This is a genomic window from Gellertiella hungarica (assembly GCF_014197145.1).
Taxonomy (GTDB): domain Bacteria; phylum Pseudomonadota; class Alphaproteobacteria; order Rhizobiales; family Rhizobiaceae; genus Gellertiella; species Gellertiella hungarica.
In genome coordinates this window covers 581,498-596,362 of the sequence record NZ_JACIEZ010000002.1, presented here as the reverse complement: position 1 = coordinate 596,362, position 14,865 = coordinate 581,498, and the positions used below count along the sequence as shown (strand labels likewise).

17 protein-coding genes are annotated in these 14,865 nt (G+C 65.1%); 10 read left to right on the top strand and 7 right to left on the bottom strand.

What is annotated here, in order from left to right; genetic code table 11:
• Positions 1 to 19 precede the first annotated feature (19 nt).
• Genes GGR23_RS07370 through GGR23_RS07355 form a run of 4 tightly spaced genes read left to right on the top strand, consistent with a single transcriptional unit; the run spans position 20 to position 1,998 of the window.
• Positions 20 to 286 carry a DNA-binding protein gene (locus GGR23_RS07370; RefSeq protein ID WP_183365524.1) on the top strand — a complete coding sequence of 89 codons (267 nt, stop codon included), beginning with the start codon at positions 20 to 22 and terminating at the stop codon, positions 284 to 286.
• Positions 225 to 500 (top strand): type II toxin-antitoxin system RelE family toxin, encoded by a 276-nt coding sequence (locus GGR23_RS07365; RefSeq protein WP_343066614.1) that lies wholly within the window; start codon positions 225 to 227, stop codon positions 498 to 500. The genes GGR23_RS07370 and GGR23_RS07365 overlap by 62 nt, the downstream gene beginning before the upstream one ends.
• A complete protein-coding gene (locus tag GGR23_RS07360; protein WP_183365522.1) occupies positions 497 to 1,291 on the top strand; it encodes a hypothetical protein in 795 nt (264 codons plus the stop codon). Before GGR23_RS07365 ends, GGR23_RS07360 begins: the two co-directional genes overlap by 4 nt.
• Complete coding sequence (locus tag GGR23_RS07355; protein ID WP_183365779.1) at positions 1,291 to 1,998, top strand: HAD family hydrolase; 708 nt, start codon at positions 1,291 to 1,293, stop codon at positions 1,996 to 1,998. The genes GGR23_RS07360 and GGR23_RS07355 overlap by 1 nt, the downstream gene beginning before the upstream one ends.
• Here GGR23_RS07355 and GGR23_RS07350 read toward each other — a convergent pair whose 3' ends face one another.
• Positions 1,999 to 2,433, bottom strand: a complete 435-nt coding sequence (locus GGR23_RS07350) for a hypothetical protein (RefSeq protein ID WP_183365521.1) — start codon at positions 2,431 to 2,433, stop codon at positions 1,999 to 2,001.
• On the bottom strand, positions 2,430 to 3,065 hold the full coding sequence (locus tag GGR23_RS07345) for a DNA-3-methyladenine glycosylase I (protein ID WP_183365520.1): 636 nt from the start codon (positions 3,063 to 3,065) through the stop codon (positions 2,430 to 2,432). The genes GGR23_RS07350 and GGR23_RS07345 overlap by 4 nt, the downstream gene beginning before the upstream one ends.
• Before the next feature lie 263 nt (positions 3,066 to 3,328).
• Between GGR23_RS07345 and GGR23_RS07340 the strand changes: the two genes are divergently transcribed.
• The 3 genes from GGR23_RS07340 (at position 3,329) to GGR23_RS07330 (ending at position 5,873) form a co-directional block, all read left to right on the top strand.
• A complete protein-coding gene (locus tag GGR23_RS07340) occupies positions 3,329 to 4,141 on the top strand; it encodes a L,D-transpeptidase (protein ID WP_183365519.1) in 813 nt (270 codons plus the stop codon).
• 122 nt (positions 4,142 to 4,263) lie between these two features.
• Positions 4,264 to 4,944, top strand: coding sequence for a L,D-transpeptidase (locus GGR23_RS07335; protein ID WP_183365518.1), 681 nt, complete (start codon positions 4,264 to 4,266; stop codon positions 4,942 to 4,944).
• A gap of 239 nt (positions 4,945 to 5,183) precedes the next feature.
• On the top strand, positions 5,184 to 5,873 hold the full coding sequence (locus GGR23_RS07330; RefSeq protein WP_183365517.1) for an outer membrane protein: 690 nt from the start codon (positions 5,184 to 5,186) through the stop codon (positions 5,871 to 5,873).
• Here GGR23_RS07330 and GGR23_RS07325 read toward each other — a convergent pair.
• From GGR23_RS07325 to GGR23_RS07310, 4 genes are read right to left on the bottom strand one after another with little or no spacing between them, the layout of a single operon-like run.
• Positions 5,859 to 6,341: a hypothetical protein gene (locus GGR23_RS07325; protein WP_183365516.1), complete on the bottom strand. Its 483-nt coding sequence runs from the start codon at positions 6,339 to 6,341 to the stop codon at positions 5,859 to 5,861. The genes GGR23_RS07330 and GGR23_RS07325 overlap by 15 nt on opposite strands.
• Positions 6,342 to 6,366: 25 nt before the next feature.
• Positions 6,367 to 7,707, bottom strand: coding sequence for a glycolate oxidase subunit GlcF (glcF, locus tag GGR23_RS07320; protein WP_183365515.1), 1,341 nt, complete (start codon positions 7,705 to 7,707; stop codon positions 6,367 to 6,369).
• 6 nt (positions 7,708 to 7,713) lie between these two features.
• Positions 7,714 to 8,934, bottom strand: a complete 1,221-nt coding sequence (gene glcE / locus GGR23_RS07315) for a glycolate oxidase subunit GlcE (protein ID WP_183365514.1) — start codon at positions 8,932 to 8,934, stop codon at positions 7,714 to 7,716.
• On the bottom strand, positions 8,931 to 10,367 hold the full coding sequence (locus tag GGR23_RS07310) for an FAD-binding oxidoreductase (protein WP_183365513.1): 1,437 nt from the start codon (positions 10,365 to 10,367) through the stop codon (positions 8,931 to 8,933). The genes glcE and GGR23_RS07310 overlap by 4 nt, the downstream gene beginning before the upstream one ends.
• Positions 10,368 to 10,550: 183 nt before the next feature.
• On the opposite strand from GGR23_RS07310, the gene GGR23_RS07305 reads away from it, so the two are divergent.
• Positions 10,551 to 11,447 (top strand): LysR substrate-binding domain-containing protein, encoded by an 897-nt coding sequence (locus GGR23_RS07305; protein WP_183365512.1) that lies wholly within the window; start codon positions 10,551 to 10,553, stop codon positions 11,445 to 11,447.
• Positions 11,448 to 11,450: 3 nt separating this feature from the next.
• Here the strand turns inward: GGR23_RS07305 and GGR23_RS07300 are convergent, their stop codons facing one another.
• Complete coding sequence (locus GGR23_RS07300; RefSeq protein ID WP_183365511.1) at positions 11,451 to 12,728, bottom strand: DUF3422 family protein; 1,278 nt, start codon at positions 12,726 to 12,728, stop codon at positions 11,451 to 11,453.
• A gap of 511 nt (positions 12,729 to 13,239) precedes the next feature.
• On the opposite strand from GGR23_RS07300, the gene GGR23_RS07295 reads away from it, so the two are divergent.
• Complete coding sequence (locus GGR23_RS07295) at positions 13,240 to 14,073, top strand: FadR/GntR family transcriptional regulator (protein ID WP_183365510.1); 834 nt, start codon at positions 13,240 to 13,242, stop codon at positions 14,071 to 14,073.
• Entirely contained in the window at positions 14,070 to 14,864 is a 795-nt protein-coding gene (locus GGR23_RS07290; RefSeq protein WP_183365509.1) for a (Fe-S)-binding protein, read from the top strand. The genes GGR23_RS07295 and GGR23_RS07290 overlap by 4 nt, the downstream gene beginning before the upstream one ends.
• Position 14,865: the final 1 nt, after the last annotated feature.

The following is a 14,865-nucleotide window of genomic DNA, read 5'->3' as shown; positions in this document are numbered from 1 at the left end:
CAGCCGATGCGAGGACCGCATGAGCCAGCCAGTCGATATTCCCGAAGACCTTTTCAAACGGGCCGAAGCCGCCGCCGCCGGGAAGGGCGAGCCGGTGCGCCATTTTATCCTCGATGCCATCCTGGAAGCCGCAGAGGACACGGAAGACCTCAAGGCTGCCGAGGAAGCGCTGGAACGCATCCGCAATGGCGAGGACGAATTCAAAGACGCCAAGAAGTTTTGGAGTGGGCTCGCGCTGGACGATACGGTACCGGAAGTCTACACGAAAATTCGCCGAAAAGCTTGATCCGAAGCAGCGCAGGCGGATCCATGATTTTCTGGAAGTCCGCCTCGCCAACCTCCAGGACGTGCGGAGTATCGGCAAAGCGCTTCAGGGTCCCGACTATGAAGATAAATGGCGATACCGCGTCGGCGACTACCGGATCGTCCGCGAGATCCGCGACAGGCAACCCGTCGTGCTGGTCTTCGAAATCGGGAACAGGAAGAATATCTATCGATGATCCTCGAAGCGCTGAACTATGCGGCAACCTGGCCACTCACGCCGCCCGCCTTTCGTCCGTTCATCCCGTCCTCCGTCAGCTTGTGGTCGCGCGCCAACCGATGCGCGGCGGCGTGGAGGGCGCATGAGGAGAACACCAGGCGGGTGGTTGCGGAGACGGTAAGCGCCCTGCCCGCGCGCCGCAGCTGCGTGATACTCGGCTCCGGGCTGATGCGGGACATGCCGGTTCGCCTGCTGGGGAACGCTTTCGATACGGTGATCCTCGTCGACCTTCTCCATCTTGCGAGCACGCGCGCCCGCCTCTGGCGGCAGGGCGCGCGAAGCTTCCGCCTCATCCACCGGGATGTCTCCGGTTTCCAGGCGATCAGAAGGGGCGACGCGGCAGAACCCCTCGCCTTTCTCGCCCGGGTTCCCTATCTCGATCTGGTGATTTCCGCGAACCTGCTTTCCCAGCTTGCCATCGGTGCCGGGCGGCGGCTGGAGAAGGAGGAGCCGGCCATGGGGGAGGAGGAGCGGGAGGCCCTGCTCGGCAAGGTCGTCGAGGTGCATCTGGAGGGACTTCGGGCGCTGTCCTGCCCTGCTCTTCTGGTCAGCGACATCGGCTTCGAGATCGTCAATCGGGCGGGCGCGGTGGAGGATCGCGTGGATCTCACCCATGGCGCGGCCCTGCCGGAAGCCGGGGAAAGTTGGGACTGGCCCGTTGCTCCGCTTGGCGAAGCCAGCAAGAATTACGCGCTGCGGCATCGGGTTATGGCCCATGTGTTCAATGTCTCGCGGAGAAATGCCCCATGATGAGCCTGCGCAAGATCACCACCATCGGCTTCGATGCGGATGACACGCTCTGGCAGAACGAGCAGTTCTACCGGTTGACGGAGCAGCAGTTCACCGACCTGCTCAGCGATTTTGCCAAGGGCGAGCACATCACGTCGCGGCTGCTGGAGGCCGAGAAGCGGAACCTTGCCTATTACGGTTTCGGCATCAAGGGCTTCACCCTCTCGATGATCGAGACCGCGGTGGAGATCACCGAGGGAAAGGTGCCCGCCTCGGTGATCGGGGACATCCTCGCCATCGGCCGGGAGCTGCTCAAGCACCCGGTGGAAACCATGCCCCATGCGCGCGATGTGCTGGAGGCCCTGCGCGGCCAGTATTACCTCGTGATGATCACCAAGGGCGATCTTTTCGACCAGGAGCGCAAGCTGGCCCAGTCAGGTCTCGGCGATTTCTTCGATGCGGTCGAGATCGTCTCGGACAAGTCCACAACCACCTACCGGCGGATCTTTTCGAAGACGGCGGGCGGGCCGGATTGCGCGGCGATGGTGGGCAACTCGCTGAAATCGGATATCGTTCCGGCGCTGGCAAGCGGTGCCTGGGGCATTTTCGTGCCGCACGAACTCACCTGGGTCTACGAACATGTGGAGGTGCCGCGCGAGGCGCCCCGCTTCCGCGAGATACCCGATCTCGGCCATCTGCTGCCGCTGATCCAGGACATCGCCCGCTGATCACTCGGGAATGATCTCGATGGAATAGGGTGCGCCCGGCCCGCGGCGCGGCGACATGCGCGCGTAATAGGGGCGGATGATCCAGCTGGTATCCGTTTCGGCCTTCAGCACCTTGTCCGCTTCCGTGCCCTGAACGGAGAAGAGCTCCTCCTCGTCCTCCCCCTGCTCGTCGAAGACGACGAGACCCACGAAATTGTTGCGCGGCTTGAACCGGAAGCGGAAGCTCTCGCCCGCCTTGACCGGCAGGCTGTAGACGATGCCGCGCCCTTCCCGCGTCCAGCCGCTCAGCGTCAGCGGTCCCTTGAGCGGCACGGCGATCCCCTGAAGGCGCTCGCCGGGATAGAGCTCGTAGGCGGCGAAGGCCGGGGCGGCAGCCGCAAGCCCCAGCGCAAGCGCAACGAGAGCGGGACGGAAACGGAACGTTTTCGCGGTCATGGTCGCTTGAAATCCCTCCGGAGATCCTCGATCACGGGCCGGCAATGGCAGCCGTCGAGATGGTCGTTGACGAGGCCCATGGCCTGCATGAAGGCGTAGATGGTGGTTGGACCGACGAAGGTCCAGCCGCGCTTCTTCAGATCCTTCGAAAGACGCACCGAGGTGGGGCTTGTCGGATTGACGCGCAGCGTTGCCAGGTCCATCCGGGCGGGCCGCTCGGCCTCATCGGGCTCGAAGCTCCAGAAATAAGCCGCCAGCGAGCCACGCTCGGCAACAAGCTCCACCGCCCGGCGCGCGTTGTTGATGGTCGAGACGATCTTGCCCCGGTGGCGGATGATGCCCGCATCGAGCACCAGACGTTCGACATCCGTCTCGTCGAAGGCGGCGACCCGGTGGAAATCGAAGCCGGCGAAGGCGGAGCGGAAGTTTTCCCGCTTGCGCAGGATGGTGAGCCAGGAAAGGCCCGACTGGAAGCCTTCGAGGCAGATCTTCTCGAACAGACGCCGGTCATCCGCGACGGGGCGGCCCCACTCCTCGTCGTGATAGCGCCGGTAATCCGCAAGACCGCCATACCAGGAGCAGCGGCCCACGCCATGGTCCTCGCGGATGATTCCCTCGATCGCCTCGTCCATTCCAGTTCCTTCCCGCAGCCGCCGGGCCTGTTTCCGGCCCGCTTCGGCTGCATTTACCACCTGCTTACCCTGTTTCCAAACCGGGCGCTAACCCTGACAAAAGGTTTATGCATTCGGTTAAAGGCGAAACTCCACCCGTTAACCATTATCTGGCGGATCATCGCCACCATTGCGGGCAAAGAGCAGCCCATGGATCGAAAACGGGCGCGCTTACGTTTACCGGGTCGCCGGAACCGTTCCGGCTGTTTGTAGCGAGTCTGCCCATGCTGAAGAAAACTGCCGCCGTCCTGCTTGCCCTCTCCTCCCTTGCGGCCCTGCCCGCAGAAGCCCGCGACCGCTACCGGTCGGGCGCACCCGTGATGGTCGATCCGGCGCTGACGGCTCCCTGGGTCATGCAGCTCGGCCAGGGCGGCGCCGTCGTCTATTCGTCCCGCAAGGTGGTTTACCGGCCGATGGTCTTCCAGAACGGCCAGCAGCGCAGCGTGGTGGTCTATCGCCAGAAGCAGCCGCTCTTCGGGATGCCGGCTGCCGCAATGCGGCCGCAGGCAATCAACCCGGCAGCACCGGCAGCCGAGCCCGTCGCTTTCGTGCCCTCGCGCGATCCCGCCCGCCGGCCCATCGATCCCGCCTACCTGCCCCAGACGGTGGCATACGATACCGAGCAGAAGCCCGGGACCATCGTCATCGATACGAATGAACGCTTCCTCTATCTCGTGCTCGGCAATGGGGAAGCCCGGCGCTATGGCGTCGGTGTCGGCAAGCCCGGCTTCGAGTGGCGCGGAACCCACCGCATCACCCGCAAGCAGGAATGGCCCACCTGGAACCCGCCGGCCGAAATGCGGGCCCGCGAGGCCGCAAAGGGCCATATCCTGCCGGCCAGCATGGAAGGCGGGGTGGAAAACCCGCTCGGCGCACGCGCCATGTATCTCGGCTCCACGCTGTACCGCATCCACGGCACCAATGCGCCGTGGACGATCGGCTATGCCGTCTCCTCCGGCTGCATCCGCATGCGCAACGAGGATGTGGTCGATCTCTACGAACGGGTAAAGGTCGGCACGAAGGTCATCGTGCTCTGAAGAACACGGTGACCCGACCATGCAGGCCGGAAGGCAGATTTCCACTTGCGGTTTTGCAATTTGGGTTTAGCGTTTCAGGCGGGATAGACCCGATATTTCCGGGGCTGGGAAGGAAGACGACAATGAAGACGATCAGGATGGGTCTTGCGATGGCAGGACTTGTGGCGGGCATGCTGGCGGCCGACATGGCCGCCGCGCAGGAGCCCGCACTGGCGCGCAATTCGCGGGCCGAACCTACCTACAACACGCATCGCCAGGTGCCTCAGCAGTTCAAGCGGCGCCTCGTGCGGCTTGCGACGGACGAGGCGCCGGGAACGATCATCATCGATACCAACAACAAGTTCCTCTACCTCGTCGAGGGCGGCAACCGGGCGATCCGCTACGGCGTCGGCGTCGGCAAGGAGGGCTTCGGCTGGTCGGGCGTGGTCAAGGTCGGCCGCAAGCAGGAATGGCCGGACTGGACGCCGCCGCCGGAGATGCGCGCACGCGAGGCGGCCAAGGGCCATTTCCTTCCGGTGCACATGAAGGGCGGCGAAGACAATCCGCTGGGCGCGCGCGCCATGTATCTTTACCGCAAGGGACGAGACACCGCCTTCCGCATCCACGGCACCAACCAGCCCTGGAGCATCGGGCTCAACCTCTCCTCCGGCTGCATTCGCATGATGAACAAGGATGTGATCGATCTCTATTCGCGGGTCGCCATCGGGGCGAAGGTCATCGTCATCGGCCCGGGCAACAAGCAGGGCAAGGTGAACTACGAGGACCGCGGTCTCGATTTCTTCCGGACCCTCTTCGGCGGCTGAGCGGATCTCAGCTCCGCCTTTCGAGCCTTTACGACAGGACGCGCGTGCCCTCCGGCCGCGCGTCTTTCCGTTTATTCAGGCGAAGCGAACTATTGCCACTGATGCAGCCCCGCCATGATTGCACCAAATCTGGACGATGCTGACTGATATTTTACGAGCCGTAGTTGCAATTCAGAACCGATAGTGCGAGAACATGGAAGATTCGCCTTTCAACCTGTGCTTCGTCTCAAGGAGAGCCCATGCGCTCGACGCTCCGTCGCCTGAAAACTGCCGGCAAGGTCGGTTTCATTGCCTCCGTCTCAGCTCTGTCCATCGGACTTGCCGGTGCAAGCGCCGACGATTTCGACATCCAGGTTTATGGTGGCCTGCAGGGCGCGCCGCACAGCACCGTATCCACATCCGACGGAACGGAATTCACCGCCGGATGGGAAGGCAACTCCTTCGAGATGCCGCTCTATCTCGGCGCCCGGGGTGTCTGGTGGGGTGCGGTCGACAGCATGCCGGATCTCGGCCTGTCGCTCGATTTCACCCATGCCAAGGTCTATGCGGATGACGAGACGCTGGCATCGACGCCGGGCTGGACCCACTTCGAATTCACCGACGGCCTCAACCTGCTGACGCTGAACGCGCTCTATCGCTTCCCCATCGAGAACACCAGCTTCACACCCTATGTGGGTGCCGGTGCGGGTATCAACGTGCCGCATGTGGAAGTGACCCGCCCGAGCGGCATCACCTCGGAGTACCAGATCGGCGGCGCCACGCTGCAGGCGCAGGCCGGCATCGACTACCGCCTGACGGATCGCTGGTCGGTCTTTGCCGAATACAAGGGCAACTATTCCTTCGTGAATGTGGACATCGACAACAACGCCACGCTGGACACCAACATCTGGACGAATGCCGTCAATTTCGGGGTGTCATTCCGCTTCTGACGGCGGATCTGCGGAAAGCGGATCCCGCGGCGGCTGACGCTGGCAGAACAGGGCCCCTTCCATGTGGAAGCCGGGCCCTTTCTCTTGCCGTTCGCGGATCAGATAGTGGCCCTGGAGCGGGCTGCCCGCCATGCCGGACGCAGCGGCGGCAAGCGTGACGTCGAGGGGAACACGGTCGCTGTCGTCATAGAGCCTCACCATCACGAGACCATCCTCCGCCCAGCTCTGCGCCAGCATCTGGCTGCTGAGGCGGCGGTCCGAAAGCGTGGCGGGTGCGCCCTTTTCGTGCACGGTGAAGCGGCCGGACAGATGCGAGAGGCGACCGCCGAGCTCGTCGGCGAACTCCACGTGGGCAGCGAGCTTGAGGCGGCTGTCCTCCGCCATGCAGCCGAAGCGTTCGTCGGCATCGGCCGCACCGGGCAGCGCAGCGGCCGTGAGGATGGCCGCAGGAAGCAGGAAATTCCGCATGGCACTCTCCTTTAAGGGAGGGCCATCAGGTCGCGGGCACCTCCACAGGTTTTAACATAATACTTTTCTCATTAAGAAATGATGGGTGTTCTCCGCCATAGGCCCAGTCCAGAAGCTGGACGGTGTGCAGGATTGGCACATCCAGTGCGCCTGCAAGCTGGGTCATGCAGCCGATATTGCCGGCAGCGATGATCTGCGCCTTCGTTGCACGGATGTTGTCCGCCTTCCTGTCCCGCAACCGGCTTGCGATCTCCGGCTGGAGAATGTTGTAGGTGCCGGCAGAACCGCAGCAGAGATGGCCTTCCGCCGGTTCGCGCACCGCAAAGCCTGCCTTGCGCAGCAGCGCCTTCGGCTGGAGCGTGATCTTCTGCCCGTGCTGGAGCGAACAGGCCGCGTGATAGGCGACCGAAACGCCATTGGCCTTCAGATCCGGAAGCTCGAGCGTGGCGAGATATTCGGTCACGTCGCGGGCAAGGGCGGCAACGCGCGCCGCCTTCTCGCCATAGGCCGGATCGTCGCGGAAGAGATGGCCGTAATCCTTGATCACCGTACCGCAGCCCGAGGTGGTGATGACGATGGCATCGAGACCCTCGCCCTCGATTTCCGCCATCCAGCCGTCGATGATGCGGCGGGCATGGGCCTTGGCCTCTTCCTCCCGGCCCATGTGATGGGTGAGCGCGCCGCAGCACCCCTCCCCCCTCGGCATGACCACGTCGATGCCGAGCCGGGTCAGCAGCGCGATGGCCGAGCGGTTGATCTCGGGATCGAGCACCGACTGGGCGCAGCCCGCAAGGACTGCCACGCGGCCGCGCCGCGCCGTCTGGGCGGGGAAAAGCCCGTTCTTCGGCTGGTCAAGCCGCCGGGGCAGCGCCTGCGGCGCCAGCGCCAGCATGGCCGAGAGCGGCTTCAGCCCGGCAATCCGGGAGAAGAGGCCGGAGAAAGGGCGGGCAAGCGTCGCCATCCGCACCGCCAGACGAAACCTGCCGGGATAGGGAAGCACGCGGGCAAGAAGGGCACGGATGAAGCGGTCCGCAAGCGGCCTGCGATAGGTTTCCTCCACATGGACCCGCGCCTGGTCGATCAGATGCATGTAATCGACGCCGGAAGGGCAAGTGGTGGTGCAGGCAAGGCAGGACAGGCAGCGGTCGACGTGCAGGGCCACTTCCGCATCCGCCGCGCGGCCGTTTTCCAGCATGTCCTTGATGAGGTAGATCCGCCCGCGCGGACTGTCCAGTTCGTTGCCGAGCGTGACATAGGTCGGGCAGGTGGCCGTGCAGAAGCCGCAATGCACGCATTTTCGGATGATCTTTTCCGCTTCCGCGATGCGCGGGTCGGCAAGCTGTTCGGTCGAGAAACGGGTCTGCATGACGGGCTAGCGCTCGCCTTTCTCCTGGTACATCAGGCCGGGATTGAAGATGCCATCGGGATCGAGCGCCGCCTTGACGCGGGCAGAAAGCGCTGCAACCGCCGGCGCCTGCGGTTCGAAGACCGGGACGCTTGCGCGAACGGCCTCGCTGGCGCGGATCAGCGTCGCATGCCCTCCCCCTGCGGCTTTAATGAGGCGGCGCAGCATGTCGGCCTCCGGATCGGCCTCCATCCGCATCCAGACAAGACCGCCCTGCCAGTCGTAGCAGGCATCCACCCCGGCCTCGAGCCGCAGCGCCGCGACGATCCGGTGGCCGGCCGAGGGCGCAACCGAGATGCGCCAGAGCGCCCGGCTGGTGCCATCCGCATAGGCGCGGCAATCGCGCACTTCCTGCCAGAGCATGCGGCTTTCCGGCGCGGCGATGCGGCTGACGGGACCGAAGCCCGCAAGCGCGCTCACCAGCGTCTGCAGCCGTGCCTTGACCGAAGCCTTCAGCCCCTCGAGACGGAAGATGGTGGCGGCGCCATCCGGCAGCCGGTTTCCGAGAAAACGATGGCGGACCGTGAAGGGAAGATGGGCGGCTGCGGAGACCTCCACCGGCAGGGCCATGGCGGTTGCCATGGCAATCGCCGCCTCCGCCTCGCCGAGCCCGGAGACCAGCACCGTTTCCGTTTCCGCCTGTGCCGGCAGCACCTTGAAGGTGACCTCCGTGAGGAAACCCAGCGTGCCATGGGAGCCGGCCAGCAGCTTCACGAGATCGAGCCCGGTGACGTTCTTCATCACCCGTCCGCCGGCCTTGATCGCCTCGCCACGGCCATTGACGAAGCGGATGCCGAGCAGATGGTCGCGCGCCGCACCGGCGGTCAGCCGCCGCGGGCCCGAACTGTTGACGGCAAAGAGCCCGCCGATGGTGGGCTCGCCCGATGTGCCGAGCACGCCCCGGTGATCCATCGGTTCGAAGGCGAGCATCTGGTTCCGTTCGGCCAGTGCGGCCTCGATCTCGCGGACCGGCGTTCCGGCACGGGCGGTCATGACCATTTCCGCCGGATTGTAGGCAAGAATGCCGGAAAGGCTGGTGCTGCGCAGGCCGTATTCGGCCGCAACAGGATGGCCGATGAGCGCCCGCGTGTTGCCGCCGGCAATCCGGAGCGGCATCTTCGACGCAATATGGGACCGCACGATGTCGGCGGCTTCCGCCTCGGTGCGCGGATAGTAGAACTGCCTCATTCCGGCCTGCCCTCCAGCGGGAAGACCTTGGACCGGTTGAGGAGCCAGCCCGGATCGAAGGCAGCGCGCACCGCCATCTGCTGCTGCAGATCGGCCTCCGCGAACTGGAAGCGCATGAGATCGCGTTTCTCGATGCCGACGCCGTGCTCGCCGGTCAGGCAGCCGCCCGCCTCCACGCAGAGCTTGAGAATGTCGTTGCCTGCAGCCTCGGCCTTCTTCGCCTCCTCGGGATCGTTGATGTCGTAGAGGATCAGCGGATGCATGTTGCCGTCGCCCGCATGGAAGACATTGGCGACCCGAAGTCCATGGCCGGAGACGATCTCGCCCGTGCGCTTCAGCACATGCGACAGCTGCCCGAGGGGCACCGTTCCGTCCATGCAGATGTAATCGGCGATGCGGCCGGTCGCGCCGAAGGCGGATTTCCGCCCCTTCCAGATCGCCGCCGCTTCCATGGCGGACTGGCTTTCCTTCACCGTCTTGACGCCGAAACCGCGGGCGATGGCGATGATCGACTGCAGCATGGCCTCCATTTCGGCCTCCGAACCCTCGACCTCGACGATCAGCAGGGCACCGACATCGAGCGGGTAGCCCGCATGGGCGAAGGCCTCGCAGATGGCGATGGCCTCCCGGTCCATGAATTCGATCGCCACGGGGATGATGCCGGAGGCGATGATGGCGGAAACGCAGGCACCGGCATCCTCCGGCGTTTCGAAGCCGAAGAGCACGGGGCGTGCCCCTTCCGGCCGCGCGAGAATGCGCACGGTCGCCTCGGTGACGATGCCCAGCTGGCCTTCCGAGCCGCAGACGAGGCCGAGGAGATCGTAGCCGCCGCTATCGAGCGCCTTGCCGCCGAGCTCGATCACCTCGCCGTCGGCCAGCACCATCTTCACCCCGAGCAGATTGTTCGTCGTGACACCGTATTTCAGGCAGTGGGCGCCGCCGGAATTCATGCCGATGTTGCCGCCGATGGTGCAGGCAAGCTGCGAGCTGGGGTCGGGCGCATAGAAGAAGCCCTCCGGACCCACCCGGTCGGAGATCGACAGGTTGGTGACGCCGGCCTGCACGGTGGCCGTGCGGTTTGCGGCATCCACTTCCAGGATGCGGTTCATCCGGGACAGGCAGATGACGACCGCATCCTCTTCCGGGATGGCGCCGCCCGAAAGCGACGTTCCCGCCCCGCGCGGCACGACGGGGATCTGGTAGCGGTGGCAGTATTTCAGCAGTGCCGCAACCTCGGCCGTCGTGCCCGGCAGGGCGACGCACAGCGGACGGCGGCGATAGGCGATGAAGCCGTCGGTCTCGAAGGGCACCAGCGCCCGCTCGTCATGCACCAGGCACTCGGCAGGCACCAGCTCCCGCAGGTCGGCAATGATGACGTCCCGCCGCGACAGCACCGGAGCCTTCGGCGTCAGAAACCGGATCGTTTCGCCCATGGGCTTCCCCCTTCATGCATGCTCCCCGCTGTTCTACAGCATTGGTCCTGAAACAGGAATCGATTTATCCGGGATATCCACCCCGGGGACCGCCTTCGCTGCCGAGCGGGCAGCCGGGACCTTCGCAAACGCCCCTTCCTCCTCTAGTAATGGAGGCAGGACGGACATCTGGAAGGCCCCACCGTGAGCCAGCTTGGCGATCTCGAAATCTTTGCCCGCGTGGTGACGGCGGGATCCATGTCGGCGGCGGCGCGCGCGCTCGGACTGCAGCCGGCCGTCGTTTCCAAAAGCGTGAAGCGGCTGGAAGAGCGGCTTGGCGCGCGCCTCTTCCAGCGCACCACGCGGCAGATGTCGCTCACCGAAGCAGGACAGGGTTTTTACGCGCGGGTGCTGGCGATCCTCGCCGGCGTCGAGGAGGCGGAGGCCTTCGTGATGGGCCGTGGCGCGCGCATGCAGGGCGTGCTGAAGGTATCGGCGCCCACCTCCTTCGGGCGGATGCACATTGCGCCGCACCTGAAGGGCTTCATGGACCGCTTCCCCGAGCTTTCCGTGAACCTCATCCTTTCCGACGACTATACCGACATCATCGGCGGCGGGTTCGATCTGGCGATCCGCATCGGCGAGCCGGGCGATTCGAGCCTTGTGGCGCGCAAGCTCGCGCCCGTTCGCCGCGTGCTTTGCGCCACGCCCGACTATATCCGCCGCCATGGCAGGCCCGACAATGTTTCGGACTTGAAGGGCCACGTGTGCCTGAGACCGCACAATGGCGAGGTCTGGCGGCTCGTCGGCCCGGAGGGGCCGCTGGCGATCCGTCCGGAAGGACGGCTGATCACCAATTCCAGCGAGGTGATCCGCGAGGCGGTGCTTGCGGGCATGGGGATTGCGCTGCGCTCCACCTGGGATGTGGGAGAGGAACTGAAGAGCGGCCGCCTGGTGCAGGTGCTGCCGGGCATCGAAGGCTCGCGGCATGTAACCCTTTCGGCCGTCTATCCGAGCCGGCAGTTCCTGCCGGCCAAGGTGCGTGCCTTCATCGATTTTCTCGGCGATCTCTACGGGCCCGTCCCCTACTGGGAACGGTGAGGCCTATTCGCCGGAATGGTGGCGGCGGATGCGCCGCACCATCAGCCAGACGAAGAGCACCACCAGCGGCACCGAAGCCCCCGTGACCAGCGCGGGATCGAGCCCGCCATGGCCATCCTCGCCGTGGGGCAGCGCCTTTGCGAGATAGCCGATCAGCCCGACGATGTAATAGGACACGGCCGCGACCGAAAGGCCTTCCACCGTCTGCTGCAGGCGAAGCTGCAGATTGGCGCGCTTGTCCATCGAGGCGAGCAGGGCGGAATTCTGCCGCTCCAGTTCCACGTCGATCCAGCTGCGCACGAGGCCGGTGGCGCGGGTGAGCTTGCGCGACAGGTTTGCCTGCCGCTCCTCGATCGACTGGCAGGTGCGCATGGCCGGGGCCAGACGCCGGCCGAGGAAGGAGCCCAGCGTCTCGAAGCCCGGGACCGGCGCCTCGTCCAGCGTGCGGATGCGCTCCTGCACGATGCCGTCATAGGCCCGGCTTGCCCCGAAACGGTAGAGGCTGAGCGCGGCATTCGCCTCGAGCTCCGCATGCAGACGGGTGATCTCGCCGAGCATCGCATCGGCCTCCTCGCGGGCATGGGCCTTCATGCGCTGCGTCACCGCCGTCAGCCCGTCCTCGATGCGGCGGATTTCCGGGGAAAGCGTCTGCGCGAGCGGAAGCCCGAGCATGGCAAGGGTGCGGTAGGTCTCGATGTCGAGCAGGCGCTGGGCGAGCGCGCCGGTGCCCGCCTGGGTGAGGCCGCGGTCGATCACCAGGATCTGCGTCAGGCCGTCGCCGTTCTGGCGGAAATCGGTGAGGATCTCGGCCTGCCCGTTCTTGGTGAAGCTCCGGCAGAGGCTGGTCGGATCGAAGACCTGCCGGGCCGCTTCCGTTTCCTGCCCATCGGGGCGGATTTCGAGGCGGATGCCCGATATCAGCGAGCCCGGGGCATGAAAGCCGTCGCCGAAGGGATGGACGGGAATGGGTGCGCCAAACTGCTCCGGCGCGGGGCAATCCCAGAACCAGGTGGAAAATTCCGTGTGCCGCTCCCAGCGCAGCGTTCCCTGCCCCCAGGGAATGGCGTGATGGCGGGCATCCCTGTCCGGCGGGGAAATGCCGCGGGCACGCGACAGCTCCGAAATGACCGAATGATGCACGGCGGAGCCGCCTTCCATGGTGAAGGCCAGCTGGAAGATCACCCGCGGAGCCGTCACCAGCGCATAGGGCCGCGCATGGATTTCGCCGAGCGCCAGCGTTCGATCCGGCGATACCGGAAAGGAAAAGGACCCATTGCCCATGAAAATGCCCCCGCAACTGTTCCGTCCAACGGCCGGTACGATCCGCCAGGAAAGGCCTCGTCCGCGCTTCTGTTTGCGACGGCTTAGCATCCATCAAGCCGCAAGGCCACCGGTTGGTTTGACGCGGCGTCATTGCGTTTCACTTGCCTTCTTTTTCCCGTGATCTGCACCAGCGCCAGACACCATCCCCCCTTTATCAGGACGACGCCGAAAGCCGGGACCCTCAACTGGTGCAACAAGGTGCCGGAAGAGGTTTTCCGCCTGCCGGAGATCCGGAGAACGTGCCCCGTCGTGATCAGCACCCGCAGGACACACGAAGCGGCAGAGCAATCGTTCATCCCTTGTCGGACTGCCGGACAAACCAGAACAACCCGTTACCCTCCGTGCGCCACCCTCTTCTTGGCATTCCTTCAGAAACAGATGCCGGTTCTCAGGGTGTCATCGTTCTTGCGCGCATTGACGAGTGGTCCATATAATTGACCACTTGGCGAACGGGTGCTATGAAGCGCCCATGCACGAACCCTTGATTGCCCTTTTTCCTCCCATCGAGCACGGACGCACCGCTGACGAAGTGGTGCGCCAGGTGGAGCTCCTGATCCTCGAAGGGGTGCTGCGCGACGGGGACAGGCTTCCCGGCGAACGGGACCTGGCAGAACGGCTGGGTGTTTCGCGGCCGATCCTCCGGGAGGCGCTGAAGGAGCTGGAAAACAGGGGGCTTCTCGTCAGCCGCCACGGCGGCGGCACCTTCGTCGCCGATATCATCGGGCAGGTCTTTTCAGCCCCGCTCGCCGCGCTGATCGCCCGGCACGAGCGGGCGACGGCCGATTATCTCGAATACCGCCGCGAACTCGAAGGGCTGACGGCGGAGCTTGCTGCGGCGCGGGCCACGCCGGCGGACAGGGCGCTTCTTGCCCGGATCGTCGACGACATGCGCGCCGCCCACGAAGCGGGGCATTTCGACGACGAGATGGAAGCCGATCTCGAGCTTCACAATGCCATCGGCGAGGCCGCGCACAACATCGTGCTGCTGCACACGCTGCGGGCCTGCTACCGGCTGCTGTCGGAGGGCATCTTCTATCACCGCCGGCTGATCTTCGACCTGCCTGGCGCGCGCGACCGGCTGCTGGCCCAGCATGTGGCGCTGGCCGAGGCAATCATGGCGGGGGATCCCGCCCGCGCCCGACGCGCGGCGGAAGAGCATATCGACTATGTCACCGAGACCAATCGCGAGGCGGCCCGGCAGGACGACCGCAACCGGATCGCGACGCTCCGGCTCCAGCAGAGGCAGGCACGGCCCGCAAACACGCCACGGCGCACCGCATCATCTTCCAGGAATGACCCATGACGACCCCCATCCATGACAATGCCTCCCCCCGCGTGGGGCTTTTCGCCACCTGTCTGGTGGATCTCTTCCGCCCGAGCGTGGGCTTCTCGGCGGTGAAGCTTCTTGAAGAGGCCGGCTGCCGGGTGGACGTGCCGATGGCGCAGACCTGCTGCGGGCAACCGGCCTACAATTCCGGCGACCGAGCCGATGCCCGGCTCCTCGCACGGCAGGTGATCGAGGTCTTCGAGGGTTTCGACTATGTGGTTGCACCGTCCGGCTCCTGCGCCGCCATGCTGAAGAAGCATTATCCGGGGCTTTTCGACGGCGATCCCGCCTGGGAGGCCCGGGCCCGGGCCTTTTCGGAAAAGGTGTTCGAGCTCGTCTCCTTCCTCACGGATATCAGGAAGGTAGAGGCGGTCGCGGCGACGTTTTCCGGTTCCGTCACCTACCACGACAGCTGTTCCGGGCTGCGCGAGCTCGGCATTTCCGCCCAGCCGAGAAAGCTGCTCGCCACAGTCGAGGGGCTGGAGCTGAAGGAAATGAAGGACAGCGACATCTGCTGCGGCTTCGGCGGGACCTTCTGCATCAAGTATTCCGACATCTCGAATGCCATCGTGGCAAAAAAGACCGCCAATATCGAGGCCTCGGGCGCCGATCTGCTGCTTGCCGGTGACATGGGCTGTCTCATGAACATGGCGGGCAAGCTGAGGCGCGAAGGCTCAGCCATCGCCGTGCGCCATGTGGCGGAGGTGCTCGCAGGGATCACCGACAAGCCGCCGATTGCCGGCACCACGGGTGGAAAGGGACGCTGAC